The organism is Mycobacterium avium subsp. avium (assembly GCF_009741445.1).
GTDB classification, from domain to species: domain Bacteria; phylum Actinomycetota; class Actinomycetes; order Mycobacteriales; family Mycobacteriaceae; genus Mycobacterium; species Mycobacterium avium.
In genome coordinates this window covers 2,613,581-2,636,565 of sequence record NZ_CP046507.1, presented here as the reverse complement: position 1 = coordinate 2,636,565, position 22,985 = coordinate 2,613,581, and the positions used below count along the sequence as shown (strand labels likewise).

Sequence of the window (22,985 nt, the reverse complement as noted above, 5' to 3'; positions counted from 1 at the left end):
TTCATCGGGCCCGGCTAGACGCCGATGAGCTCCTTGAGGTTGCCGCCCATCACTCGTGCCCTAGTGTCCTCCGGAAGATCCTCGAGTTCCTTGACGAAATCCGCGGGCTCGGCCAGCCCCTCGGGGTGCGGGTAGTCCGAGCCGAACATCACCCGATCCGCACCCAGGATGTCGACGAGGTGCGACATGTCCTCCTCGTGGAACGGATTGATCCACACGTGTCTGCGGAAGACATCGCAGGGATGCTCGCTGAAGTCGTATGGCCTCTTGCGGTATACGCGGTCGAACACGTCCATCAGGCGCTGCGCCCACGACCCGCCGTTCTCGACCACGCCGATGCGCAGCCCTGGGAACCGCTCGAACACCCCGTGCGCGATGAACGCCGCGAGCGTGTCGAAGATGTTTCGGCTCTCCTCGTAGATGAAACCCCGCAGCTTGCTCAGCGCGAATCCGTTGAACTCCGTAGCTTCCTCCCAGTCGTCGACGTAGCGCTCATAGCCGGAGTCCGAGTTGTGCATCTGCACCGAGATACCCGAATTCTCGACCAGTCGCCAGAAATCGTCGAACTCCGGCAGCGCCGGTGACCGCGACGTGCCGTCCTCGCGCGGAACGGGTGCCGGCCGGATCAATACCGTCCGGGCGCCATTGTTCAGGCACCATTCGAGTTCCTGCACGCCCAGCGCGGGATCGTTCAGCGAGATCGCAGGAACGGGGAAGATCCGGTCCTGGTAGTTGAATGTCCAGTCGTCGAGTAACCACCGATTGAACGCATGCGCGACCACGTGGGTGAGCTCGGTGTCGGATTTGGTCCGTTCTTCGAGCATGCCCGCTGTCGTCGGGAACATCACGGCGCCGTAGACGCCCTGCCGGTCCATCAGCGCCAGGCGTAGGTCGGGCCGCCTGAACTCATCGGGGCAGCGGATCGGTTCGGCGAGCTCCCGCAACGTCTTGCCCTCTGGGTTTATGCCCCGGAAGTAATCGGACCAGGCGCCGGGTGTGGGGATCACCTCGTATGTCGGGTTGGGGATGCACTCCGTGACCGTGCCCAAGATCTGCAACTTCTTGCGCCCGTTGACGTCGATGAATTTCAGCGCCTCGGCGTATTTCTCCGGCAGATATCGCGTGTAGGCGTCGATCGTCTCGTACATGTGGTTGTCGGCGTCCCAGACCTCAAACGCTTTGTCGTCGCTCACCAGCACCTCCAGCAGGCGTGAGAATATTGATTCTCAATCATAGCGAACGTTGGTATCTGCAGCGAACGGGCTCAGAGGTTCATGAAATGGCCGCCATCGACACCGAGGGTTTGCCCGGTGACGTAGCGAGCGGCGGGACCGATAAGGTATGCCACGGCTGAGCCGATATCGCTTTCGGGGTCTCCGATGCGTCCCAGCGGGATTCGGCGTGCCAGCCTTTCCTCCATCGCCGGCTCGGCGCTTATCGCCAAGGTCATCGCGGGTGAATATGCCAGCGGTGAAACAACATTCACCGTGATGCCGTGAGGGGCCCATTCCCGCGCGAGGCTCTTGGCGAAACCGCGCAACGCGCCCTTCATTGTGGCGTAGAGCGGCAGGGTCGCGCTGCCTTCGATGCCGGCGGGTGAGGTCATGACGAGGAAGGTGCCGCCCCGCTTCTTCAACGCGGGAAATACTGAAACGGCGCAGAAGTGCGCTCCACGAAGTGACACCGAGTAGTGGTCGCCCCAAACGGAACGATCGACATCAGCCAGTTGGTGCGGCTGGCTCGAGGCGTTGCTCGTGGCGTTGTGCACCACGGCATCGAGCCGACCGGTGGTCGCCAGGGACAGCTGTATCGCGCCCGCCACTGCGTCACCGTCGGTCACATCGCATCGTGCCCACGTCGCATCGTGGCCCCGCGCGGTGATTTCCTCCGCGACGGCCAATCCCGTTTCGGACCGGGTGGCGACGACGACGTGCGCCCCGGCCGAGGCGAGAGCCATGGCGATGCCGCGGCCAACCCCGGCGCCCGAACCAGTCACCAGCGCGGTGAGACCGTGCAGGCTCATGGCAGCATCACCGCCCCTCCGTCGGCGACGATCGTCTCGCCGACGAGGTGATCGATATCCGGCCGCAAGAGGAATTTCACCGCCTCGACGACGGTGTGGAGAAGCGTCGAATCGTCGTGGACCACAGCCGTGGTGAGGTGCGCGGTAAAAGAGTCCATCTCGGGCGTGAACAGTCGCAGAGGGGCCGCGACCAGGTTGACGGACACGTCTTCGCGCTTCCATTGCCGCGCAGCGGATTTCGCCATCGCGCGGATGCCTTCCACTGCGGTGGTGTACGCCACCAGTCGGGCCGCGCCCGCCATGCCGATTGTCGGCACGACAACGACGATTCGTCCCCCGTGCGGTGCTAACGCGGACCGTGCCCGCTGGAGTGCAGCGAGGGCGGGCCACATCATCCCGTCGACGATGTGATCCCATTCCTCGCCACTGAGGCCGGCCGCGTCGGACGGCCGCGGGGCCGGATCGGTACCGACGACTACGACCGCTCCGGTGATGCCCGATGCCAGCCCACGTCCGGGTACCGCGACGATGCCGTCGAGTCCGTCTGCCAGCTCGCGCGCCAGACCGTCGGCCGCGCCCAAGACGACTGTGGACGACGCCACGTCATCGACTCGGCTGGCGCGCTAGGCGGTCATCGTGAATTTTCACCAACTCCCTGAACCCGATACGTACGTACCGGGGTTTGGGTTGGATGCCCCAGTCGTCGCGGGCGGTGTGCTGGCCGGCCGCTTCGGGTGCTCCCCCGAACGGGGGCCCACCGAGTGGATAGGGCTGTTGGCACTGGAGACTGTCGTCGGAGAAGCGCACCTTCATGAGCTCACTGCAGATCTCGGTCAGCGATAGCGTCGGCCAGCCGTACCAGACCGCCATCACAGGTACGGTCAACGAGCCCTCGATGACCAGCCCGAACAGGCAGACGTACAGCCCGCGTTTGAGCCATTTGTGCATTCGCGCCCACGTCGGGGTGGTTCCGACCGGCAACGGCTCGACCGAATCCTCGGTCCCCACACTGGAATTAGACACGGCGGTCCCTCCTTCGGTGCTAGTCGGAAAAGATCTCTCGGTTGACGGTGTGCAGGTACGGGATCGCGAGGAACGGCGTCACGTAGAAGATGTTGAATGCCCACCACCCGAGAACCGGTAGCCCGACTGCCGTATAGCGGACGTCGGCGTACATCGTCATGTTGAGGATGTAGCCGGTCCACACGATCACTCCGAACCAGCACGTCACGATCGTCCACTGGTGGCCCCAGCGTCTCATTTGGAGCAGCCCGATGGCGGCGGCGATGCGCATGGGAAACGCGATCAGCACGCAGACCATGACCCAGGCCTTCTCGCCTGGCGCAGCGGCTCCGCCGATCCAGAGTTCGTTGTAGTGCCAGAAGTAGCCGGCGTCGATGAGGTTGCCCCATGCGGTGAAGACCGTGCGGGTGATCAGGGCGTGGTTGGCGAATAAATCGAGCGCCCAGCCGATGCTGTTGAGCGCGGCGTCGAGGATGATGACGTATCCGATGAGCGTGACCATCATTGGCCGAACCGACAGCCCGTCGCGCTGCGCCTTTCTCAACAGATAGATCCCTCGGCAAAATATGGGCAGGCCGACGATGCCGAGGACGAGGGTGCCCATGAGCGCGGTGCCGGCGATGCACCATCGATCCGCGCGCCGTTGCATCTCACGCGTTTGTGCCTCGTGCTCGTCCATGGCGGGCGATCGGGTTGGACTCGTCATTGATCACCAATCCCTCGTGAGATACATCTGGAGCTGGATCGCGAACATCGCGATCAGCACTCCGTAGATGAAGACCTGGAACGCGATCAATCCACGTTTGCGTCGTCGATCCTGCTCGTCCACTGTGTCTCCTGCGTCTATCAGAAGGTGCCGATGTTGGCCAGCATCCAGTAGAAGAATGCGACAAGGCCACACATCACTGCCCAGGTCACAGCCACTCGGACCAGTTCCTGCCACATGAGACCCTCCTAGCGGGGTGAAACTTGCCACCAAACGTTAACATCACTCTCAGAAATGAGAACAATCGTTTTCGTCGCGTAGGCGTTGGAGGGACAGGGTCACACGTCCGCGAGCGCAGCGAGGTCGCGCTTGACCACCTTGCCGACATCGTTGCGGGGCAGCTGTTCGACGAACACGATGCGTACCGGAACCCGGTAGGGCGTCAGACGCTCTCGACACCACGACACGAGGCCGGCCTCGGAGACCGACTCATCGCCTCTGACGACGAACGCCCACGGCACCTCCCCGAGCCGCTCGTCCGGAACGCCGACGACGGCGGCTTCGCGCACCCCATCGGCGGCCAGCAGGACGTCCTCTACCGTGCCGGGAAACACTTTGAGGCCACCACGATTGATCATGTCCGATACTCGGCCGTCGAGCCACAGAAAGCCGTCGTCGTCGAACCACCCGAGGTCGCCGGTGTGGAACCAGCCGTCGTCGGTCAGCCGGTCCAGGAAGGCTGGATCGATCTTCCGGGCGGCCGTCGTGGGCGTGCGGACCATCACCTCGTCGTCGGCGATTGTGACGTCGATGCCGGGCAGCGGCCTGCCGACCGAACCCAGTTTGGTCTCGCCCCACTCCCGGGCGTCGGCGGCCGACCAGCCCACCACCTCACCCCCGAGTTCGGTCTGGCCGTAGGAGTTCAGCACTATCACCCCGAATTTGTCCCGGAACCGGCGCGCCTGCACGGGCGACAGGGGAGCGGTGATCGACCGCACGATCTTCAGTGGCGAGAGGTCGGCCAGCGAGTCGTCGTGCAGAACCATGGTCAGCGCCGCGGGCGGCAGCACCGTGGATCGCAGCTGGTGGCGCCGGACCAGCGCGGCGAAATCCGTCGGTGAGAACCGGTCCATCAGCACGACGCCCGAACCGGCCCGGAACGCGAACAGCACCTGGTAGATGCCGGCCCACAGCGACAACGACAAGGGCACCAGGTTCGGCATGGGGGGCCTCTTCGGTGGGGCCGACGCATTTTCCAAGCCAGGTTTCGTGCCGCGAAGTTTGGCCAGCAGCCGGTCGATCAGATCGAGCACCGTGCTGTGACGAAGCGGCACCGGCTTCGGCGGTCCCGTGGTGCCGGAAGTGAACTGCAGCAGCGCGACGTCGTCGTCGTAGCACGGCTCGCCGGCCGAGTGGCCTGACGACGCGACCCTGGTCCACGACAGCGCCTCGCCGGTGATTACGGGCAGGTGATGAGTCGAGAAACGTTGTGCGAGTGCGGGGGTCGTGATGATGGCAACGGGGCGCAGCGTTTCCAGCTGGGCGAGGATCTCGGGATCGGCCGCCCTGGGGTTTAGCGGTGTGTACACGCCGCCGGCGTGCCACGTGCCGAACAGCGCGGCGATGGTGGTGGCGTCGTTGGGCAGCATCGCGGCGACGACCTGTCCCGTCGCCAGCCCGGACTCGGCGAGCAGCTTGCCGAGTCGCTGGGCACTGGCCGACAGCTCGTCACGGGATACCTCGGCGCCGACCGTGTGCACCGCGACGTCGGGTAGACCGTCCAGCAGCGTTGCGAGGTTCACGAATCATCCTCCAGGGGAGCCCAGTTCGGAGTTCGCTTGTCCGCGAAGGCCAGGGGGCCCTCGTTCTGGTCCGGATGGCCCCACATCGATGTCAGGTGTTTCGCACCTTCGCGGCACGCATCGGTGAGGCCGTATTCGAGCGCGCCCCATAGTGCCCGTTTGGTGGCGCGCATCGCCGAGGGCGAATTCTTGGCGATCTTCTCGGCGAGCTCCTGGGCGGCGTCACGCAGCTTGTCGGGCGGGTCGATCACCTGGCTGATCATGCCGAGTTCGTACGCGCGCTGGGCGGTGAGCCGTTCGTGACTCCCGACGAGTGCCATCCGTAACACCGCTTCGGCGGGCATCTTTCGCATCAGTGCGATGGTCTCCAGCGCGCTGACCTGACCGATCGAGACGTGGGGGTCGACGAAGGCCGCATCCGACGACGCGATGACGATGTCGGCGTCAGCCACCCAGTGCAGCCCGCCGCCCGCGCACACCCCATTGACGGCAGTGATGACCGGCTTCTCGACATTGCAGTGCCAGGCGCTCAGCTTCAGATCCAGTGTGCGCATGGTCTCCTGGAATTGCAGCACGGCCTCGCCGTCGAGGTCCTCGACATCGGCGCCCACCTGAAACGCCCGGCCGTTCCCGGTGTGCACGATGACGCGGACGTCGGGATCGGCGTTCAATTCCGCCCACGCCCTGGGAAATTCCTCGCGCATCACGGCGTCGTAGGCATTGAGACGGTCAGGGCGGTCGTTGATGATCCATCCGACGGGACCCCGTCGTTCAACGATGAGTCTGTGGTATGTCATGGAACCTCCGCTACGTCGGGCAGCGGTTGCCACTGCGGCGCACGCTTCTCGCGCCACGCCCGGACACCCTCGGCATGATCGGGGTGATTGCGGAGCCGCCAGATCTCCTCGGCGGCGTCGCTGCGCGCCTGCGTCATTCCGACTTCCAAACTGTGCCAGAGCGCCTTCTTCGTGGTGCGTATCGCGGTCGGCGAATTCGTGGCGATCGCGGCCGCGAGACGGCCCGCCGCCGCGCGGAGCTGATCGGCCGGCACCACCTCGGACACAATGCCCAACTGGTAGGCACGCTGCGCCGAGATGCGTTCACCCTTGCCGCTCAGTGTCATTCGCAGAACGGCCTCCATCGGCGACTTGCGCAGCAGCGTGATCGCCTCGTACGCGACGGCCTGCCCGATGGAGACGTGGGGGTCGGTGAAGGACGCCTGCTCGGCGGCGATGACGATGTCGGCGTCTGCGACCAGATGCAGGCCCCCTCCCGCGCACACCCCGTTGACCGCGGCGATCACCGGTTTCCACACGTCGCAGTGCCAGGACGAGATCTTCAGCTCGGCATCCCTGGTTCGGCGGGAGTGTCGTCGCATGGCCGCCTTGTCCCGCGCGACCTGGACCACGTCCATCCCGGTACAGAACGCCCTGCCGTTGGCGGCGTTGACGATCACCTTGACGTCCGGATCGGTATCGAGGTCGGCCCAGGCGGCCTCGAGCTCGTCGAGCATCAGCGCGTCGAAGGCGTTGCCCGCCTCGGGCCGGTCGAGGATCAACCAGCCGATCCCGTCGGCCTTGGACACGATCAAGCGTTCATAGGCGCTCACGAACGGGGAATGTCCTTCCAGGGCTTGCCCTTCCAGGGGTCCGGCTCCTTCGGCAAGCCGAGCACGCGTTCGCCGAGGATGTTCTTGTTGATGTCGGTGGTGCCGCCCTCGGTGCCGTTGGCGAGGCTGCGCATCATGCCTTGCACATCCCGCGGCAGAGCGTCCGGATCGTCGTGGGCAGGCCAGGCGATCGCATCCGTGCCCAGCAGATCGACCATGAGGTCCTGGATCTGCTGATTGATGGTGGCCTGGTGCACCTTGCCGATCGACGAGGCCGCGCCGGGGGACTGGCCGGCCGAAAGCGCTGCGCGCACGCGCTCATTGGTCCAGCCGCGTACCCGCTCTTGCGCCCACAAGCGCATCACCTTGTTCCTGATCACGGGATCTGCCCAGCGTCCGGTCTCCCTGGCGAGGATGATCAGTCGTTCGGCGCTCGACCCGCCGAGGCGGCCCATCCCACCCGAGCCCGAACCCGACACCATCTGTCGCTCGCTGGACAGCGTCGACGCACTCACGCGCCAGCCGTCGTTGACGGCGCCGACGCGGTGGACGTCGGGCACCCGCGCTCCGTCGAGGAAGACCTCGTTGAATTCGGCCTCGCCGGTGATCTGGCGAAGCGTTCGCACCTCGACGCCCGGCTGGTGCATGTCGAGCAGGAAGTACGTGATGCCCTTGTGCTTGGGCTGTTCGGGATCCGTCCGCGCCAACAGGATCGCAAAATCCGCCTGATCGGCCCACGTGGTCCACACCTTCTGACCGGAGATCACCCAGGAATCACCGTCGCGCACTGCGCGGGTGGCCAACGACGCGAGGTCGGAGCCAGCGCCAGGCTCGCTGAAGAGCTGGCACCACTTCTCCTCGTTGCGCACGATCGGCGGCAGGAAGCGCAGCCGCTGATCCTCGGTACCGTGGCTGAACAATGCTGCCGCCGCATTGTTGAGCCCCAAGGGATTCAGACGCGTCAGGCGAAGCGGGCGGAGCACCTCGTCGATCGCGCGCGCGACTTCGTTGCCAGCACCCAGGCCGCCGTGTTCACGCGCCCACGTGGGTACGACTAGGCCGGATTCGGCGAAGGTCGGATACCACTGTTGGTAATCCGCAGGGCTGCGGACCGCCCGCATGGTCGCGGGGTCCTTGGCCGCGGCCGAGCGCCAGGCGGCCGGAACCTCGGCCTCGATCCACTGCCGCACCGCCGCGACCGCATCGTCGACCGGCGTGTCAGGGCGGATCGGTAGTTGCGTCATGATCTCAACCTCTTCAGCGGCCCTTGAATGCTGCACCGCGTTTGTCGCGGAAGGCCGCCAAGCCTTCCTTGAAATCCTCACTACGACTCGACAATTCGAGTGCCAATGCCTCGTTCTGGAGATGGCGGTCAAGGTCGAGGCCGTTGGCGCTGTGCAGCAACCACTTGGTGAGTCCGAGCGAAACCGTGGGCGCTTCACCCAGTTCTCTGACGAGTTGTTCGGCCACCGAGGGCAATTCGTCGGATGCGCAGGCGCCGTGGATGATGCCCCACTCGGCGGCGCACGTTCCGTCGATTTCCCGGCCGAGCATCAGCAGCTGTCGGGTGCGTACCAATCCGATGAGTCGTGGCAGTAACCAGGCTGCGCCGCTGTCGGGGGTGAAGCCGCGCGCCATGAACGGCTCCCAGAACCGGGCGTCGTCGGCGGCGACGCAGAAGTCTGATGCCAGCGCGATGTGGAAGCCCAGGCCGATCGCCCAACCTCGGACCACGGCGACAATGGGCACCTGCGTCTGAAGCATCAACGGAATCAGCCGATTTGCCTTGTTCGGTAGGCGGCGCTGCGTGCTGCCCACGCGTGGTTTCCGTTCGGATTTTGCGTTGTTGGCGATCAGGTCCGCGCCCGCGCAGAAATCCGGTCCGGTGGCGTCGATCCTGATGACCCGCACCGATTCGTCGGTGCCGGCATCGACCAGATGACCGATCATCGCGTCCAGCATCGCGTCGTTGACGGCATTACGGCGTTCGGCGCGGTCGAGGGTCAGCCGCAGGGTCGGGCCCTGCTGTTCGGCCAGAAGGCCGGGAACACTGCGGTAACTCATGTGCTCAGCGCTCGGCGAACTGTTCCGTTACGGCGGTCAGCAATTCGCCGAGGTTCGTCGCGCCGCCCGGCGGGTCGGGCAGGCGCACGGGCCCTCGGTCGCGGCTGGGCAGCAGGATGGTCGCGTGTCCCGGCGCGGTGATCTGGCCGCGGTGGTTGGTCGCCGCGAGTTCGAGGTCGACGGCGGGGCGTTCACCGTCGGCGAGGTACTTGCGGACGACGGTACCGGTGACGGTGTGGACGTCGCCGACGTAATTGAACAGACGAAACTCGCAATCGAGCTTCCACAGCCAGGCGTCATCACCCATCCAGTCCGTGCACAAGTGGATCAACCACGTCTCGCGCATGCGCCCGTAGTCGAACGTGGTGGGATTGCCCGCGTTGCGCGCGGCGTCGGGCTCCCAGTGCACGCGTTGCTGGGCATCGGGGACGCCGTACTCGTTGGGCGTGTAGAAGCGGGGGATGCGCTGCCGGTTCCGCCACGCCAGTCTCAACGGACGCACACCGTACATGCCCATACCCATGCCGACGTGCCAGCAGACCATGTCGGTGACCGTCAGCGGGCCCTTTGTCAGCGACCCCAAATCGTCGCCTTCGTCGACGTCTTCCCACCACCGCGGCTCGGCGCCGCGCGGGCTTTCGCGCCCGTAGCGTTCGTCGAGCTCGGCGATCTCGTCAGCGGTCCACGTCTTGAGTTGGACGGCTTCGTATTTCTTCCGGCCCCGCGCCTTGCTGCGCTCGGTGCGAATCATGTTGCGGTACTGGCCTCCCAAGATCGTGCCCTCGTCGTCGCGGAACACCTGGGCGGACCATTCGTGGATGGCGCGGCCGGCAAACTCACTGCTCTTGTCGAGCGCGGCCACCAGGGCATTGCGCCTGAAGACGCGGTGGTTGGCGCGCAGCGGCGCCCACCATTCCCGAGCAGATGAGGCGTAGAAGGCATGCACCCCGCGCAGTGGATCGCCCTTGGTCAGTGCGCGGTCCTCGTCCGAGAGTGTCGTGACTTCGTCCTCCCCGATCAGCGTGTCGCCGCCAACGAGGGCGGGTGGGGCCACAGACTCTCCCCATACAGACTTCGCGGCGTATTCGGGATCGGCCCACAGCGGGTTGGCGTCACCGTAGCTTTCGGCGACGTGACGAAACGTGTCCTCGTTGGGGCGGTAGTAGTGCGGTGGCTGCGTGTGCGGGACGGCAATGCCGATGGTAGCCCGCAACCTGGCCAATCCCTCGTCGGTGATCCGCCCCGTCTGCCCCATCGGATTGCCTCCTCGTTGTGGCGGCCCGTGTCGTCGCCCGGACAAGGTGGAAATTAAGATACCCGAAAAACGGAAACGCTGTTAACGCAGGGGTGAACGAGATGTCAGAACAAGCATCCGGAATCGTGTGTGCGATCGGCGCCGACGGCGTCGCGCGGGTGACAATAGATCGCCAGGAAACGGGAAACTCGTTGTCTCCGTTGGCGCGTGACGCACTAACCGAAGCATTCGTACGGGCCAATGACAACCCCGCCGTCCGCGCGGTGCTGTTGAGCGCCAGCGGCACCCGGCACTTCTGCGCCGGGGCCGGCCTCGCACCGCAACCGGCGGGCGCCGGGGCCGCCGTCGAGCCGGTGCAAAAGCGTCCGGGTGACATCGCGCGGATGCTTCAGCAGGGCTGGCAGCGGCTGGTCGCGTCCATTCTCGACTGTGACAAGCCGGTGGTCGCGGCGGTCAAGGGCACGGCCGCCGGGGCGGGCGCGAGCTTGGTTCTGGCTTCCGATCTCGTCGTGATGTCAACGGAGGCAAAGCTTGTCGAGGCGTTTGTGCATCGTGGAATCCTGCCGGATTCCGGCGCCATCCACCTCCTGACGAGGATCGTCGGCCTGCGCAAGGCGACCGAATTACTGATGCTCGGTGAGCCGGTCGACGCGGCCGCCTGCGAAAGGCTGGGACTGGTCAATCGGGTGACCGCGCCGGACGACACCGACGCGGTCGCCGAGGAACTCGCCGGACGGTTGGCCGCGGGCCCGACGGTGATGCTGACGCTGACCAAGCGGCTGCTGTCGGTGTCGTCGGAGTCGGATCGGCACCGCGCATTCGAGCAGGAGGCCTGGGCGCAGGAGGTGGTGTCGCGCACGGCGGACCTGCAAGAAGGCCTGGTGTCGTTCGCCGAACGCCGGAAGCCCAAGTTCCTCGGCCGCTGACCTTCCGCGTCAGCCCGCGATGGGTCCGCCCCGAATGGTGAACGCGGCGCTGTCGTCGATCTCGTCGATAGACGACGCCACCGACTCCGCGGTCAGCGCCGTGTCCTCGATTCCCTTGGTGACACCGATGAACACGCGTGACACTTTGCCCGCGCCCACCGAGTAGATGTGCGCGGTGCGGTCGCACGACCGATGACACAGATAGACCACGACGGGCGTGACGAGCTCGGGATGCATGGCCTTGCCGGCGTCACCCATGATGTTTTCCGTCATCCGGGTCCGCGCTATCGGGGCGATGGCGTTGACGGCGATGCCGTTGCGGGCGCCCTCGATCGCGAGAACGTGCATCATGCCGACCAGGCCCATCTTGGCGGCGCCGTAGTTGGCTTGACCGAAATTCCCGAAAAGGCCGGTGCCCGAGGTCGTCTGAACGATTCGGCCGTAATTCTGCGCCCGCATGATCGGCCACACCGCCCGCGTGACGTTGAATGCGCCGGAGAGGTGCACGGCAATGACGGCGTCGACCTGCTCGGCGGTCATGTTCTTGAACGCCGCGTCGCGCAGAATCCCCGCGTTGTTCACCAGCACATCGACCTGCCCGAAGGCCTCCAGCGCGGCGGCCACGATCGCCGCACCGCCCTCCTCGGTGGCCACCGAGTCACCGTTGGCGATCGCCGTACCCCCGGCCGCGGTGATCTCGTCGACCACGGCCTGGGCCGCCGATATCGACGCCCCGTCGCCGTCCACCGAACTGCCCAGGTCGTTGACCACGACCCGGGCGCCGCGGCGGGCGAGCTCGAGTGCATGGCAGCGACCCAGTCCGCCGCCGGCCCCCGTGACGATGGCTACCTGGTTGTCGAAAGTCATTGAATGCATGGGTGAGAGGTTACATTTACCTAACCGAGAACAACCATTTGCATCTGAGGCGTCGGAGGAGGCTCATGACTGGCCCGGCTGAGTTGCTACGACATGCGCGCCGCAGAGCCGAAGAATTGCGGCCCCGCTACCGAGCGGCCGGTTTCTGGACGGCGGAGCCGATCGACCTGGTGGGACCCACCGCGGCGCGGCACCCTGCCCGGGTTGCCGTCGCGGATCGCGGCGCCGAACTGACCTACGGCGAACTGGACAAGCGCATCGACTCGGCCGCCCGAGCGATGGTCGACGCCGGCCTTGCTCCGGGTGGCGCGATCGTCGTGGTAGTCGGTAACGACGTGGACTCAGTCGTGTCGGTCCACGCGGCGCTGCGGGCGGACGCGGTGGTTCTGCTCGTGCCGCGCAGTGCTGGGGCGACGCAGATCGCCGACATCCTCACCCGCACCGGTGCACGATTCGGCGTAGCGCCGAACTGGGCGACGATCACCGACGCGGAGCTGTCCGGCCTCTGCGATTGGATCGAACTCGGTGACGATGGCCGAACGGGTACCACCCGGCCGCCGCGGCCGGTGCGGTCAGCCGATGATCCGTGCCTTGTGCTTTACACCTCGGGCACAACCGCGCGGCCCAAGGGCGTGATTCATTCGCTGAGCACGCTGGCCAAGGCTTCGGCGAATTACATTGCGGCGGCGGGCCTGGGTTCCGACGACCGCATCTTCTTGATCAGCCCGCTCGCGTCGGTCACCGGGGTGTTGCAGGCGCTGTTCATCGGTCCGATGCTGGCGGCTCCAGTGATTCTGGAAGATCGCTGGGACCCGGCGGCGACCTGCGACCTCCTGGTCAGCGCGGGTGCGACGTGGTACGGGGGCCCGGACCGGCTGCTCGACCGGATGCTCGACCAGGCCGTGGCGCGCGGCGCCGTCGTCCCGTTACGCGCGGTGTACCTGGGCGGCACGATGCTGGACCGGCGGATCGTCGAACGCATCGAAGACGAGTTCGGCATCGTTGTGATGCGCGCCTATGGATCCTCGGAGACCCCGGTCAGCACGTCCGGTCTGCGGACCGAACCCCGAGACATCCGCCATGCCGACGACGGTGTGGCGCTCGGCGACGTCGACGTGCGCGTCGGATCCGAGTCCGAACCCACCGAGTGCTGCATCAAGGGTCCGCACACGTTTCTCGGTTACACCGACGCCGAGGACGACGAATACGCGTTCGAGGGGGAGTGGTTCCGAACCGGTGATGTGGCGGAGGTGGTCGGCGGCCGGGTTCGGATCGTCGGCCGGATCAAGGACATCGTGATTCGTAACGGGCTGAAGATCCCGGCCGCCGAAGTGGAGGAAGCGGTCTCGAGGATCGGTGGGATACGCGAATGCGCCGCTTATTCCGTTTCCGATACCACCACCGGTGAGCGATTGGCTATGGCGGTCGTGCTCGAACCCGGCGTCGAGATCTCGCTCGCCGAGATCGCCCGGACCCTGGGCGCGGAGGGATTGCCGAAATACAAACTGCCCGAAGAACTTGTCTTCTGGGACGAGCCGCTGCCCGTCAACGCCAACGGCAAAGTCGACCGCGCCAAACTCGAAGCGCGGTCGGTCGGGCGGCAGCGGCTGCTCGCCGACCGTCTCGCCACTACCGGATGAGAGATCCCGCCGCCGAACCTAGTCGGCAGCGGGACGGAAGACCGGGACGACGAATCCGTCTTCGTCGTCGCGGAAGGCGATCACCAATTGCATGTCGGCGCGCAAATCTTCGACGCGGCAATTCTCCACGACCGTCATCAGCCGCGGTCCCTCCTCGAGGTCGACCATCGCCAGCACGTACGGCATGCGCACGTCGAAAGGTGCGGCGTTTTGGTGGATGACGCTCCACGTGTAGAGCCGCGCGCGACCGGTTGCCGGCGCCAACTCGACGTCCTCAGCCCAACAATGCGGACAGAACGGCCTGGCGTACAACGATTTGCGACCGCAGGACCGGCAGGCATTCACCAACAGCCGCCGGTCCTGCGTGGCTGACCACCACGCCTGACCATCGGCGTCGATCGTGGGGCGATCAGGAGCCGTCATCGCTACCTTCCGAGAATCATTGTGGCGCTGTGGGTGAAAAAGCCCCCCATCGCGTGGACGCATGCCAACCTGGCGTCGGCGACCTGACGCGCTCCGCATTCACCGCGCAACTGCCGCACCGCCTCCACCATGAGGAACATTCCTCGCATACCCGGGTGACACGACGCCAGGCCCCCGCCATCGGTATTGGTCGGCAGCGAGCCGCCCGGGCGAAGCGCTCCGGACTCTATGAAGGGGCCGCCTTCTCCCTTGGCGCAGAAGCCGAGGTCCTCCACGGTCAGCAGGACGGTGGACGTGAAGGAGTCGTAGAGCTGACACACATCGATGTCGGCCGGGCTGACCCCCGCCCGCGCGAACGCGAGTGGCCCCGAGCGCGCCGCCGGCGACGTCGTGAAATCGGGCCACTGGCCCATGCTGACGTGCGACGCCGCGTCGGCCGTGCCAAGAATCCACACGGGATCCTTCGCGCAATCTCTGGCGACGCGCTCGCTGGCGAGCACGACGGCACCGCCACCGTCGGTGCGCAGGCACACATGCTTGGAGGTGAACGGGTCCGCCAGTAGCGGCGCGGCTGTGACGTCGGCAACGGTGATGCGGTCTCGCTCGAATGCGTTGTCGTTCATGGCTGCCCACTCGTGGGCCGCGACGGCGACTTCGGCCAGTTGGTCGACGGTGGTGCCGAATTGGATCATGTGGCGCCGGGCTGCCATGGCGTACTTGGCGATGAGGGTCGCGCCGTAGGGGGCCTCGTACTGCAGGGCACCGCCGGTTGCCATCGCGGCAGCCGACGCGCGCAGCTGTCGCTTGACGTCGGAGCGTGCGGTCGATCCGTAGGTCAACAGAGCGACCTCGATTTCGCCGGCCGCGATCGCGGCGGCGGTATGGCCGGCCATCACTTCCCAGGAGGATCCGCCGACATTGGTCGCATCGACCCAGGTAGGCCGCAGGCCGAGGTACTCGCTGACTTCCACGGGGGGAAGCAATGTTCCGTGCCCGCCGAAACCGTCGATGTCCTCCTTCGTGAGCCCCGCATCGGCGACCGCCCGCCGCGAGGACTGGGCCATCAGCGCCATGGCGGTCTTGTCGGGCACCCGGCCGCAGTCGGACAAGGCTGCGCCGACGATGGCGACGCGGTTCGATGACATAGCTCATGGTTATCACATCGACGTGGCGTCCGATAACGACCGTTGACAATATTGTGGAAACGTTATTCTCGGTCGGCTACCGTGAGCCTATGACGACGGCGCTGCGGGACGCCTTGCGGGCAGAGACGCTGGTGTTGTGCCTCGCGCTGCTCCACGCGCGCACGCCCGACGTTCCGGCGATCGCTGCGGCGTGTGGATACGACGCGGTATACGTCGATCTCGAACACACATCGACGTCCCTGGATACCGCGCAGATGCTGTGCGCGAGCGCGCTCGGCGCGGGGATCTCCGGCCTGGTGCGGGTGCCGTCTAACGATCCCAGTGTCATCGCCCGCGTCCTGGACGCCGGCGCGGTGGGAGTTATTGTGCCACATATAAATTCGAAACAAGAGGTCGAAGGAGTCGTGCAGGCCGCACGATTTCCACCGATCGGCAACCGGTCCATTTCGGGTCCCAACGCGGTCAGCGGATACGCACCGCGAACAGCGCCCCAATTGGTGGAGCTGCTCGAACGGCGCACGGTCGTGGCCGTGATGATCGAGACCCCGGAAGCCGTCGAGGCAGCCGACTCCATCGCGGCCGTCGACGGTGTCGACATGATTCTCATCGGACCGAGCGATCTGACCGCCGAAATGGGCATCCATGGACAGTATGAGAATGAGCATTTCCACAGTGCAGTAGAATCGGTCGCGGCGGCTTGTCGTAGTCACGGCGTGGCGCTCGGTATCGCCGGAATAAAGTCGGTTGACCTGCTGAATCGATTCGTGGGATTGGGATTGCGATTCATCTCGGCGGGGACCGATGTCGGGATGATGACCGAGGCGGCCTCAGCCCGTGCGCAAGCGCTTCGCGGACTGCAGAGCCACCGCGACGACTGACATCGACAACCGAAAGCGACGCCCACACACCAGGAGGACCGGATGCCGACAGCCATCTACACCGAACGCGTCACCGACCCAATGGCGTGGACCGGCGCGGACTTCACGAGCAAGGAAGACTTCGCCTTCGACCTGTCCGCCCGCAATGTGGCTGCGCTGGAATCGATCCTGGCCAAGACGGCGAACAAGGACCGCGATGACATCACGCCAGAGGATGCTCGGCACCCCGACCTCGACGACGATCTGGCGCGGCTCTACCACGATCTGATGTTCGGCAAGGGTCTGGCCTGCGTGCGCGGCTTCCCGGTCGAGCAGCATTCGATTGAGGACCTCGAGCGCATCTACTGGGCGTTCTGCACGCACCTCGGCTATCTGGTGTCGAACAACTCCTTTGGTCACCGCATGGTGCGCGTTCAGGAAGAGATCCTGCCGGGCGGCGTGCAGCCCGCTCGCGGCACGAAGTCTCGTGCCGAACTCGCGATGCACAACGACGCCGCCGACATCCTGTCGCTGCTGTGCGTCTACCCGGCGGCCCAAGGCGGCGAAAGCCAGTTCGCCAGCGGCCCGGCCGCGCACAATCGGATCCTGGCCGAACGCCCCGACCTGCTCGACGTGCTCTACGAGGGCTTTCCGCACCACCGACGCAGCGAACAACCCGATGACCAGCCCGATGTCACGCCCTACAACGTCCCGGTCTTCTCCCAGATCAACGGGCGAATCTGCATCAACTTCACCTACAGCAGCATCCTGCCGGCCATGAAGACGCTCGGGCGTGAATTCACCCCGAAGCAAGAGGAGGCCATCGAACTGCTGCGCAACATACTCGTCGACCAACAGGTCGAATTCCGTTTGGAGTCCGGGGAAGCGGCCGTGGCGAACAACTTCGCGATGTGCCACTCCCGGTCGGACTTTGTCAGCAGCGACGACCCCAAGAAGGCCCGCTGCTTCCTGCGCGCCTGGATGGAGGTCCCGCGCGAAGATCGTCGGCTGCCGATCGGTCGCGAGTACTTCCACATGGAAAACAAGGATCTGCGGCTCGGGTACGACGTGGTGCCCGGGCGCGACGGCGCGATCGCGCGCAACGACTACCGCAACGTCGACACGGCGCTGGCCGACATGTTCAAGGCGGCACAGGCCAAACCCAAGGCACGGCCATGAAAGGCGCACGACAAAGATGACCGGCGCGCTACGACCGCGGTTGGTCGTCGAGCGGTGGACTGACCCCGCCGCGGCGGACGTCCTGGAACTGTCCGGCATCGACATCGTCAAACTCGATCTGACCGCACCCGCCGAATCAGGCTGGGCGGCATTGGAGTCCGCGCACGGCTACCAAGTCGCCACGCGAACCGATGTTGCCTCCGTGGCCGACGGCGCACAGTGGCTGGCCGGTGAGGCATTGATCGCGCGCTGCCCGTGCCTGCTGGCCGTCTGCTCGGCAGGAGCCGGATATGACGTCATCGATGTCGATGCCTGCACCCGCGCGGGGATAGCGGTGTGTAACAACTCTGGGCCGGGAGCGGAGGCGGTGGCCGAGCACGCCCTGGGATTCATGCTCGACCTCGCCAAGAAGATCACCGTCTCCGACCGCGCGCTACGGAGCGGTCCGCTTCGCGATCGGCTGGCCCTGCGGGGAACTCAGCTGTTCGGCAAGACGCTCGGTGTCGTCGGGCTCGGTGCCATCGGGGGCCGCCTCGTCGAGTTGTGTGCGCCGTTCGGCATGGAGGTGCTGGTCTTCGATCCGTACCTCGACGAGACGACCGCGCGGTCTCGCGGTGTGCAGCAAGTGACGCTCGCCGAGCTCGTCGAACGTTCGGACTTCGTGCAGGTTACGTGCCCTCTGACGAGCGAAACGCGCGGACTCATCGGCAGAACGCAATTCGCCGCGATGAAGCCGACCGCCTTCTTCATCACCACGGCGCGCGGGCCTGTCCATGACGAGGCGGCGCTGCTCGACGCGCTCGTCAGCGGCGGAATCGCCGGCGCGGGCCTCGATGTGTTCCACGAGGAGCCGCCCCGGCAGGACAACCCGCTGCTGCAACTCGACAACGTCGTTGCGACGCCGCACACAGCGGGCATCACGGTGGAGGCCGCGCGGGACATCGCCGTCGCCACCGCGACTCAGTGGCAGACGATCTTCGAAGGCCGCATGCCGCCTCGCTTGTTGAACCCGCAAGTCTGGCCTCGCTATTGCGAACGATTCCACGACATCCTTGGTGTTCACCCGACCGCGCGCGTCCCCGCGGCGGCGGAGTGAAAACGACTACCCCCCAACGAGTGTGAGAGAAGGACCGTGACTTGGCGACACACTACGACACGATCGAGGTCGAGGTCAGGGACCATGCCGCCTGCGTGACCCTCAACCGTCCTGAGGTGCTCAACGCGATCAACGACGAGATGATCGCCGAACTGGCCGTGGCTTATGCGGAAATCGAACGCTCGCAAGATATCTGGACCGTGATCATCACGGGTGCCGGCCGTGCGTTGTGCGTCGGAGCCGACGTCAACAAGGCCGCCGACCACGACATGGAGAACGCGGCAGGCATCGACAACCAGGGCGAACCCATCCTCAGCTCGATGCGGCAGTGGGACGCCCCGCAGGAGGCGACACCGCCGTGGCTGCAGATGACCAAGCCGATCATCTGCGCGGTGAACGGCATCGCCTGTGGGGCGGGAATGGACCTGGTGACCACGGCGGACATCACCATCGCGTCCGAGCGCGCGACGTTGATGGACCCGCATGTCAGCATCGGCGTGACATCCGGGCGCGAAGGGGTCAGGCTCGCCCGTGTGCTCCCGCTGCCCGTGGCGATGCGGCTGATCCTGATGGGCAAACACGAAAAGCTCAACGCGCAGCGCGCTTATGACTTGGGCGTCTTCACCGAAGTGGTCCCGCACGATGAGCTCATGGCGCGCGCCTGGGAGATCGCCGACATCGTGAATTCGAATGCACCGCTGGCGGTGCGTGGTTCACGTATGGCCGTGCGCAAAGGTCTGACGATGCCCATATACGAGGCGGAACTGCTCGCCGAGAATTACCGGATGAAGGTGGCGCTGACGAAGGATGCCATCGAGGGGCCGCGCGCCTTCCTCGAGAAGCGCCAGCCGCAGTGGAAGGCGCTGTAGGGCTCGACCGGCTGCGTTACACCATCCCGAAGAAGTTCTTTGCGTTGGTGGACAGCACCTTTCGCTTGGTCTCCTCGTCCAGGCCCTCCGTCGCCTTGTTTGCGACCTCGAGACTCCGCGGCCAGTTCGTGTCGTTGTGCGGGTAATCGGTCTCGAACATGAGTTGGTCCGGCCCAACCAGATCCAGGATGCGGAACGCGACCGGATCGCCGAAGGTGGAGAACCACACTCGTCCGGGCACCTGGCTGCTCGGCGGTTCGGTCAAGAGAGGGTGTATGCCGCCCCACGCGCGCCGGTCCTCCCAGACCTCGTCGACACGCTGCAGGTAGTAGGGGATCCAGCCCGCTTGCGCCTCGGCGAACGCGAGCTTGAGGCCGGGGAACTGCATGAGCTTGCCGGAGAACAGCCAGTCGACCATGGCGATGGTGCAGTTGACGGCCATCAGTGCGCTCGTCACGACATGCGGGGAGTCCGGAGAGGACTTGGTCAGCGAAGAACTTGATCCGATGTGGAGCATGATCCCCACCTGGTTTCGCTCGCACGCGGCGAAGAACGGGTCCCAATAGCCGCTGTGAATGGACGGCAGGTCCAGGCGAGAGGGCAGCTCGGAGAAGCACACCGCGCGCATCCCCCGGGCGGCCACCCTTTCGACCTCTTTCGCGGCGAGCTCGACGTCCCAGAGCGGGATGATGCCGAGCGGGATCAGCCGACCGTTCGAGCTGCCACCCCACTCGTCGATCTGGAAGTCGTTGTAGGCCTCGACACAGAGCCTGGCGAGCCCCTTGTCCTTGCCGTACAGGAAGCGTTGGCCGCAAAAGCGTACGAGGGTGTTGGGAAAGCAGGCCGAGGCTTCGATGCCGGCAATGTCCATGTCCGCGAGCCGATCCGCGGGACGGTAGCAGCCGGGGCGCATCTCGTCATAGGTGATGGGGTCGGTGGTGAGTTCGTCGATTTCATAGCCGGCGGCCGCGCTGATGAGCGGGATCGGGATAACCGCGTCCTCGTAGTGCCAGATGTCCGCGTCGCGGCCCTCGTCGTCCTCGACGAAAGCCACATCGGACGTGACGGATGGATCCATGCGCCCGCGCGTGCGAACGATCCGCGGGCCGATGTCGCGATAGCGCTCGGGCAGCCGGCTGGTCCACAAATCGGCCGGCTCCACCAGATGGTCGTCCGGCGAGACGATGAGGATGTCTGCGCTCAACGCTGCACTCCTTCGAAAACGGCCCATGGCTTCAGTGAGTGGCACACGGATTCAGAAATGAGAATGACCGTTTCCACGGTACCGCATCAGGCGGCCCGGCGCGCCGGGGCACCTCTGGACTGCCGTCGGACCAAGGCTCCTCGGAGGCGTACCGGCTCTGGGAGAACCGCCCCAGTGCGGGCCGCCGTCGAACCTTCGGGGCCGATGCCGGCAGTAATCACTTACCTGCAGTGAGAATCAACATGCACGTGTAGGTAGATCGCACATTTTCCGCGTCGGACGGGTAGTCTTTCCGCATTATGCCTACGAAGAAGCCCGCCGGTCCCGAAACCGAAACCGGCTTGGAATTGGTCGACAACAACGTCGAGCTGCACGGCTCGTGGCAGCAACGCACGATCGAGCGGCGTCTGAGTTCTGCCAGAGCGCGTGCACTCGCGCGCAGTTCGCGGTTCCTGGCCACCGCGCTGGAATTGGTAGAGGAGTCGGGCAAGGCCGATTTCACGATCCAGACCCTCATCGACAGGTCGAATCTCAGCCTGCGAGCGTTCTACCAACACTTCGCGGGTAAAGAAGAACTGATGTTGGCGCTCTATGAGAACGTCACGAGTCAGTTCACCGAGGACATTCGCCACGATGTCGCGGCCGCCGACGGTCCGATGGAGCAACTCGAGGCTTTCTGCCGGGGCGTTCTGTCCCGCGCGGAGTCGTCGGAAGCCGTCGGGGGCCGGGTCATGACGATCTACAACCTGAGCCTGGAGATCGAGCGGCCGGACGACTTCGCAAAGGTCTGGGAGCCGCACCTGAAGCTGCTGACGAAGATCCTCACGTCGTGTGCTCGGGCCGGATTGGTACGCACGGATCTGACCCCCGCGCAGCTGACCACGTTGCTGAACACCACGCTGACGGCGCTCGCTCAAATCGGCGTTTTTCATCTGGGCGGCAAGGGTTCCAAGCTGACGGAGGACCAGTTGTGGGCGTGGTGCAAACAGGCCGTCACGCCGCCCGCGTCGGACGTCAAAGCCAAGCCGGCGCGCAAGGCGCCGCGTGCCGCAGCCGGCGGACGGGCCGGACGGCCGAAGAAACTAACGGGGTAGGCCGAGCCCGCGCTGGGCGATGATGCTGCGCTGGATCTCGCTGGTGCCCGCATAGATCGTCGTGCCCAACGAGAATCGCAGCGAGTGGTCAAACCGCCCGCGTTCGGGAGCGGTCGGCTCGAGGTAGCTGCGTAGACCGTCCGGGCCGACGAGTTCGAACACGTCCTGGCTGGCACGCTCGAGCGCCTCGGTGCTGAACACCTTGGACATTGACCCCTCGGCCACCGGTATGTCGCCCTGCTCGACCATCCACACGCACCGGCGCTGCAGCAGCATCGACACCTCGGCCTCCATCGCGACGCGGGCGAGCCGGCGCCGGACGTCGGTATTGGCGATCGGCAGTGAGCCGTCGCCGGACGCGCTGGTGGTTGCCCAATGCTCGGCATGGTGCAGCAGCCGGATCAGGTGGGGCCCCCATCCGGACGCGTGCTCGTCTTGCAGCGACAGGCTGAGCACCTGCCAGCCGCCATCGACTTCGCCGATGCGCCACTCGTCGCCGATCCGGACGTCGCTGTAGAAGGTGATGTTGGTGCGTTCCCCGGAAAGCGTCCATACGGCTTGTGCCGCAAAGCCATCAGAGTCGCCCGGCACCAGGAACATCGTCAGGCCTTTGTGTTTCGGCTTGTCCGGGTTCGTGCGCGCAAGCAGGAACACGAAGTCGGCGAGGTGACCGTTGGTGGTGAACATCTTGGAGCCGTTGATCACCCACCCGTCGCCGTCGCGCACGGCGCGGGTGGCGGCCGCCGCGACGTCCGACCCGCATTCGGGTTCGGTGAAGCCGAGCGCAATGGTGATGTCGCCGTTGATGGCTCCGGTGAGGATGCGGTCCTTCAAGAAGGGGGTGCCGATCTCACGGATGATCGCCGCAACCATCCTGGTTGTCTCGGAGAGGTACACCGGCGCGTCATACCGCATCAGTTCCTCTTTGACGACCTGATCGTCCCATGCGTTGCGGCTCTGTCCGCCGAACTCGACGGGCCAGGCCGGAGCGAAATAGCCCTTGTCGACGAGACTTTTGGCGAACTCGTCGTCGTGTGCGACCCCGCTGCGGTAGATGCGTTCCTCGAATTCGGGGGTCAACACGTCGTGCAAGTGGGCACGGAGTCCGTCGCGGTAGGTCTCGGTCTCCGTATCGAGCTGAAAGTGCATGTATGCACGCCAATCTGTCGTGGCACGCGGCCCAGGACGGTACGC

Annotated in this window: 23 protein-coding genes; 7 read left to right on the top strand and 16 right to left on the bottom strand. The window is 65.5% G+C overall.

Annotated elements, in window-relative coordinates:
* Positions 1-14: 14 nt before the first annotated feature.
* From MAA44156_RS12255 to MAA44156_RS12205, 11 genes are all read right to left on the bottom strand, one after another.
* Positions 15-1,199: an amidohydrolase family protein gene (locus MAA44156_RS12255; protein ID WP_009976156.1), complete on the bottom strand. Its 1,185-nt coding sequence runs from the start codon at positions 1,197-1,199 to the stop codon at positions 15-17.
* Positions 1,200-1,264: 65 nt separating this feature from the next.
* Positions 1,265-2,023: an SDR family NAD(P)-dependent oxidoreductase gene (locus tag MAA44156_RS12250; RefSeq protein ID WP_009976157.1), complete on the bottom strand. Its 759-nt coding sequence runs from the start codon at positions 2,021-2,023 to the stop codon at positions 1,265-1,267.
* Positions 2,020-2,625, bottom strand: coding sequence for an SDR family oxidoreductase (locus MAA44156_RS12245; protein ID WP_009976158.1), 606 nt, complete (start codon positions 2,623-2,625; stop codon positions 2,020-2,022). The genes MAA44156_RS12250 and MAA44156_RS12245 overlap by 4 nt, the downstream gene beginning before the upstream one ends.
* Position 2,626: 1 nt before the next feature.
* The gene (locus MAA44156_RS12240; RefSeq protein WP_009956486.1) at positions 2,627-3,031 is read right to left on the bottom strand and encodes a hypothetical protein; all 405 of its coding nucleotides are present in this window, start codon (positions 3,029-3,031) and stop codon (positions 2,627-2,629) included.
* Between the two features lie 34 nt (positions 3,032-3,065).
* Positions 3,066-3,725 carry a hypothetical protein gene (locus tag MAA44156_RS12235; RefSeq protein WP_009956485.1) on the bottom strand — a complete coding sequence of 220 codons (660 nt, stop codon included), beginning with the start codon at positions 3,723-3,725 and terminating at the stop codon, positions 3,066-3,068.
* Between the two features lie 365 nt (positions 3,726-4,090).
* The gene (locus MAA44156_RS12230; RefSeq protein ID WP_009976159.1) at positions 4,091-5,554 is read right to left on the bottom strand and encodes a class I adenylate-forming enzyme family protein; all 1,464 of its coding nucleotides are present in this window, start codon (positions 5,552-5,554) and stop codon (positions 4,091-4,093) included.
* Positions 5,551-6,351, bottom strand: a complete 801-nt coding sequence (locus MAA44156_RS12225) for an enoyl-CoA hydratase/isomerase family protein (RefSeq protein ID WP_009976160.1) — start codon at positions 6,349-6,351, stop codon at positions 5,551-5,553. Before MAA44156_RS12225 ends, MAA44156_RS12230 begins: the two co-directional genes overlap by 4 nt.
* Positions 6,348-7,163, bottom strand: a complete 816-nt coding sequence (locus tag MAA44156_RS12220; protein ID WP_008255430.1) for an enoyl-CoA hydratase/isomerase family protein — start codon at positions 7,161-7,163, stop codon at positions 6,348-6,350. The genes MAA44156_RS12225 and MAA44156_RS12220 overlap by 4 nt, the downstream gene beginning before the upstream one ends.
* Entirely contained in the window at positions 7,160-8,407 is a 1,248-nt protein-coding gene (locus tag MAA44156_RS12215) for an acyl-CoA dehydrogenase family protein (protein ID WP_009976161.1), read from the bottom strand. The genes MAA44156_RS12220 and MAA44156_RS12215 overlap by 4 nt, the downstream gene beginning before the upstream one ends.
* Before the next feature lie 13 nt (positions 8,408-8,420).
* On the bottom strand, positions 8,421-9,227 hold the full coding sequence (locus MAA44156_RS12210) for an enoyl-CoA hydratase/isomerase family protein (protein WP_009956480.1): 807 nt from the start codon (positions 9,225-9,227) through the stop codon (positions 8,421-8,423).
* 4 nt (positions 9,228-9,231) lie between these two features.
* Positions 9,232-10,482 (bottom strand): hotdog family protein, encoded by a 1,251-nt coding sequence (locus MAA44156_RS12205; protein WP_009956478.1) that lies wholly within the window; start codon positions 10,480-10,482, stop codon positions 9,232-9,234.
* 92 nt (positions 10,483-10,574) lie between these two features.
* Here MAA44156_RS12205 and MAA44156_RS12200 point away from each other — a divergent pair, with 92 nt between their 5' ends.
* Entirely contained in the window at positions 10,575-11,408 is an 834-nt protein-coding gene (locus MAA44156_RS12200) for an enoyl-CoA hydratase/isomerase family protein (protein ID WP_014379757.1), read from the top strand.
* Positions 11,409-11,417: 9 nt separating this feature from the next.
* Here the strand turns inward: MAA44156_RS12200 and MAA44156_RS12195 are convergent, their stop codons facing one another.
* Positions 11,418-12,284 (bottom strand): SDR family NAD(P)-dependent oxidoreductase, encoded by an 867-nt coding sequence (locus MAA44156_RS12195; protein ID WP_009956476.1) that lies wholly within the window; start codon positions 12,282-12,284, stop codon positions 11,418-11,420.
* Between the two features lie 116 nt (positions 12,285-12,400).
* On the opposite strand from MAA44156_RS12195, the gene MAA44156_RS12190 reads away from it, so the two are divergent.
* Positions 12,401-13,924, top strand: coding sequence for a class I adenylate-forming enzyme family protein (locus MAA44156_RS12190; protein WP_009976164.1), 1,524 nt, complete (start codon positions 12,401-12,403; stop codon positions 13,922-13,924).
* Between the two features lie 18 nt (positions 13,925-13,942).
* Here the strand turns inward: MAA44156_RS12190 and MAA44156_RS12185 are convergent, their stop codons facing one another.
* Together MAA44156_RS12185 and MAA44156_RS12180 are read right to left on the bottom strand one after the other, a co-directional pair.
* Entirely contained in the window at positions 13,943-14,347 is a 405-nt protein-coding gene (locus MAA44156_RS12185) for a Zn-ribbon domain-containing OB-fold protein (RefSeq protein ID WP_023879882.1), read from the bottom strand.
* A 2-nt stretch (positions 14,348-14,349) separates the two neighbouring features.
* Positions 14,350-15,492, bottom strand: a complete 1,143-nt coding sequence (locus MAA44156_RS12180; RefSeq protein WP_009976166.1) for an acetyl-CoA acetyltransferase — start codon at positions 15,490-15,492, stop codon at positions 14,350-14,352.
* Between the two features lie 89 nt (positions 15,493-15,581).
* On the opposite strand from MAA44156_RS12180, the gene MAA44156_RS12175 reads away from it, so the two are divergent.
* From MAA44156_RS12175 to MAA44156_RS12160, 4 genes are read left to right on the top strand one after another with little or no spacing between them, the layout of a single operon-like run.
* Positions 15,582-16,370: an HpcH/HpaI aldolase family protein gene (locus MAA44156_RS12175; RefSeq protein ID WP_179960064.1), complete on the top strand. Its 789-nt coding sequence runs from the start codon at positions 15,582-15,584 to the stop codon at positions 16,368-16,370.
* 42 nt (positions 16,371-16,412) lie between these two features.
* On the top strand, positions 16,413-17,528 hold the full coding sequence (locus MAA44156_RS12170; RefSeq protein WP_009976169.1) for a TauD/TfdA family dioxygenase: 1,116 nt from the start codon (positions 16,413-16,415) through the stop codon (positions 17,526-17,528).
* Between the two features lie 16 nt (positions 17,529-17,544).
* On the top strand, positions 17,545-18,624 hold the full coding sequence (locus tag MAA44156_RS12165; protein ID WP_009976171.1) for a hydroxyacid dehydrogenase: 1,080 nt from the start codon (positions 17,545-17,547) through the stop codon (positions 18,622-18,624).
* 41 nt (positions 18,625-18,665) lie between these two features.
* Positions 18,666-19,493 carry an enoyl-CoA hydratase/isomerase family protein gene (locus MAA44156_RS12160; RefSeq protein ID WP_009976172.1) on the top strand — a complete coding sequence of 276 codons (828 nt, stop codon included), beginning with the start codon at positions 18,666-18,668 and terminating at the stop codon, positions 19,491-19,493.
* A 16-nt stretch (positions 19,494-19,509) separates the two neighbouring features.
* Here MAA44156_RS12160 and MAA44156_RS12155 read toward each other — a convergent pair whose 3' ends face one another.
* A complete protein-coding gene (locus MAA44156_RS12155) occupies positions 19,510-20,697 on the bottom strand; it encodes an amidohydrolase family protein (protein WP_009976173.1) in 1,188 nt (395 codons plus the stop codon).
* 299 nt (positions 20,698-20,996) lie between these two features.
* Here MAA44156_RS12155 and MAA44156_RS12150 point away from each other — a divergent pair, with 299 nt between their 5' ends.
* The gene (locus MAA44156_RS12150; protein ID WP_009976174.1) at positions 20,997-21,791 is read left to right on the top strand and encodes a TetR/AcrR family transcriptional regulator; all 795 of its coding nucleotides are present in this window, start codon (positions 20,997-20,999) and stop codon (positions 21,789-21,791) included.
* Here the strand turns inward: MAA44156_RS12150 and MAA44156_RS12145 are convergent.
* Entirely contained in the window at positions 21,780-22,940 is a 1,161-nt protein-coding gene (locus tag MAA44156_RS12145; RefSeq protein ID WP_009956463.1) for an acyl-CoA dehydrogenase family protein, read from the bottom strand. The genes MAA44156_RS12150 and MAA44156_RS12145 overlap by 12 nt on opposite strands.
* Between the last annotated feature and the right edge of the window lie 45 nt (positions 22,941-22,985).

Coding starts and splice junctions, on each gene's coding strand:
- MAA44156_RS12250 (WP_009976157.1), bottom strand. CDS start 2,023: ATGAGCCTGCACGGTCTCACCGCGCTGGTGACTGGTTCGGGCGCCGGG.
- MAA44156_RS12235 (WP_009956485.1), bottom strand. CDS start 3,725: ATGGACGAGCACGAGGCACAAACGCGTGAGATGCAACGGCGCGCGGAT.
- MAA44156_RS12225 (WP_009976160.1), bottom strand. CDS start 6,351: ATGACATACCACAGACTCATCGTTGAACGACGGGGTCCCGTCGGATGG.
- MAA44156_RS12215 (WP_009976161.1), bottom strand. CDS start 8,407: ATGACGCAACTACCGATCCGCCCTGACACGCCGGTCGACGATGCGGTC.
- MAA44156_RS12210 (WP_009956480.1), bottom strand. CDS start 9,227: ATGAGTTACCGCAGTGTTCCCGGCCTTCTGGCCGAACAGCAGGGCCCG.
- MAA44156_RS12205 (WP_009956478.1), bottom strand. CDS start 10,482: ATGGGGCAGACGGGGCGGATCACCGACGAGGGATTGGCCAGGTTGCGG.
- MAA44156_RS12195 (WP_009956476.1), bottom strand. CDS start 12,284: ATGCATTCAATGACTTTCGACAACCAGGTAGCCATCGTCACGGGGGCC.
- MAA44156_RS12185 (WP_023879882.1), bottom strand. CDS start 14,347: ATGACGGCTCCTGATCGCCCCACGATCGACGCCGATGGTCAGGCGTGG.
- MAA44156_RS12180 (WP_009976166.1), bottom strand. CDS start 15,492: ATGTCATCGAACCGCGTCGCCATCGTCGGCGCAGCCTTGTCCGACTGC.
- MAA44156_RS12175 (WP_179960064.1), top strand. CDS start 15,582: ATGACGACGGCGCTGCGGGACGCCTTGCGGGCAGAGACGCTGGTGTTG.
- MAA44156_RS12170 (WP_009976169.1), top strand. CDS start 16,413: ATGCCGACAGCCATCTACACCGAACGCGTCACCGACCCAATGGCGTGG.
- MAA44156_RS12165 (WP_009976171.1), top strand. CDS start 17,545: ATGACCGGCGCGCTACGACCGCGGTTGGTCGTCGAGCGGTGGACTGAC.
- MAA44156_RS12150 (WP_009976174.1), top strand. CDS start 20,997: ATGCCTACGAAGAAGCCCGCCGGTCCCGAAACCGAAACCGGCTTGGAA.
- MAA44156_RS12145 (WP_009956463.1), bottom strand. CDS start 22,940: ATGCACTTTCAGCTCGATACGGAGACCGAGACCTACCGCGACGGACTC.